Below are 2,073 nucleotides of genomic sequence, written 5' to 3' on the forward strand. Positions count from 1 at the left end.
CGGGCAACGTGCCTGGTACAATTTTGGGGGCATGAGCCTGCAACCCGCCGAATTTGTAAAAGCTGCCACGGCACTCGCCATGGCCAAATACCTCAGTGACATACAAATCAACCTCAAGGAGTTCAAAGACCAGATTAAAGCCTTTGTCATTATTGGAATTCCCATTGTTTTGATATTGATGCAGCCCGACCCGGGTAGTGCACTGGTTTATTTTGCTTTTATTTTCCCGATGTACCGTGAAGGCTTGCATTTTGTGTATTTGTTATTGGGCTTTTTTGCAGCTTTTCTCTTTGTATTGACTCTGGTGTTTGACCCTCCATTGGTCATATTTGCCATTTTGTTTATTGCACTCATCGTGTTTTACCGCAACCGGAAGAAAAGGCCCAATTTTTTAAAGTATTTTGTTATTTGTGCAGCCTGTATCGGGTTTACACTTTCTGTGGACTATGTGTTTGACAACGTTTTGAAGCAACACCACCGCGACCGGTTCAATATTGTTTTGGGCCAGGAAGTGGATTTAAGGGGTGTGGGCTACAACACCCATCAAAGTGAAATTGCGGTGGGTAGTGGGGGCTGGTTTGGTAAAGGCTGGACCCAGGGCACCCAGACCAAAGGAAGCTTTGTTCCCGAGCAACATACCGATTATATCTTCAGCACTGTGGGTGAAGAGTGGGGTTTTGTGGGCAGTTTTACTGTCGTGTTACTCTTTGTTTTGCTAATCTTGAGGATACTTCACCTGGCAGAAAAACAAAAATCCACCTTTAACCGGGTGTATGGCTATAGTGTGGCGTCCATACTGTTTGTGCACTTTTTTGTCAATATCAGCATGGTGATTGGGTTGTTCCCCACCGTGGGGATACCGCTGCCCTTTTTGAGTTATGGAGGCTCGGGCTTGTGGGCATTTACCATACTGGTCTTTATCTTTTTAAGGCTTGACAGCCAGAAGCATATACATGGGTAGTTGAAAATTTATTTGGCTATTAGGTCTGACTCCTTCATTACATTTACTCTAAAGGTTCCCAACTGTTATGCTGAAAATGAAAAACATTTTATACTTTTGATAGTATCAAATGATAGTATCAAAATAAATGAAACCGCCTTACGAAATAACTTCTGTAATTTTAAAGTTGATTACCTCTATTTCACAAAAAATTGGAGCGGTTAACGCTAAACTTTTAGTAAAACAAAACCCAAAACTTCGGAAACAAAATCAAATAAGAACTATTCAATCGTCTTTAAGTATTGAAGGAAATACACTTACTGAGGAACAAATAACTGCAATTATAGAAAACAAGAAAGTTGTGGGTCCGGAGAAAGACATTAAAGAAGCATTAAATGCTCTGGAGGTTTACAAGGAGCTAAAAAATTTGAAATACAATTCAGAATTGCATTTCTTAAAGGCGCACAAAATGTTAATGAATGGGCTTGTGAAAAATCCGGGGAAATACAGAACAAAAGGAGTTGGAATAGTAAAAGGGTCTATAGTCGAACACATTGCCCCACCATCTGAAAATATAAAATATCTGATGAGTGATTTGTTCCATTATTTAAAAGACAAATCGGAACTGACGCTAATTAAAAGTTGTGTTTTTCATTACGAAATGGAATTCATTCATCCCTTTACAGATGGCAACGGAAGAATGGGAAGATTATGGCAAACGTCCATTTTAATGCACGAATATCCATTGTTTGAGTTTTTGCCATTTGAGACTTTGATAGCAAAAAATCAAGATGATTATTACTATGTGCTTTCTGCCTGTGACAAAGCGGGAAAATCAACCAAATTTATTGAGTTTATGTTGGCCATTATAGACCAATCGTTGGATGAACTTCTTGAAACCGGTACAATAAAATTAAATAACACAGAACGATTAGAACTATTTTTAGAAAGTTTTACGAAAGAATTTACCCGTAAAGAGTATTTAAAACAGTATTCAGAACTATCAACAGCAACCGCAAGTAGAGATTTGAAAAATGGAGTAGAAAAAGGCCTTATCGAAAAATATGGAGATAAAAAAACAACCTATTACAAGAAAAAAATATAGTCAATATCCCGTAAAATGTTTTGCTTCT

The 2,073-nt window shown here is 38.1% G+C and carries 2 protein-coding genes; both read left to right on the forward strand.

What is annotated here, in order from left to right; translation table 11 throughout:
- Nucleotides 1-961: rod shape-determining protein RodA (gene rodA / locus AC6F75_RS04965; RefSeq protein WP_500713840.1), on the forward strand; the 961-nt coding region annotated here is incomplete at its 5' end.
- A gap of 127 nt (nt 962-1,088) precedes the next feature.
- The gene (locus AC6F75_RS04970; protein WP_500713841.1) at nt 1,089-2,045 is read left to right on the forward strand and encodes a Fic family protein; all 957 of its coding nucleotides are present in this window, start codon (nt 1,089-1,091) and stop codon (nt 2,043-2,045) included.
- The last annotated feature ends 28 nt before the right edge of the window (nt 2,046-2,073 follow it).

The organism is Planktosalinus sp. (genome assembly GCF_059864935.1).

What these genes read in the sequence shown, in the direction of transcription:
- AC6F75_RS04970 (WP_500713841.1), top strand. Translation starts at nt 1,089, where the DNA reads ATGAAACCGCCTTACGAAATAACTTCTGTAATTTTAAAGTTGATTACC.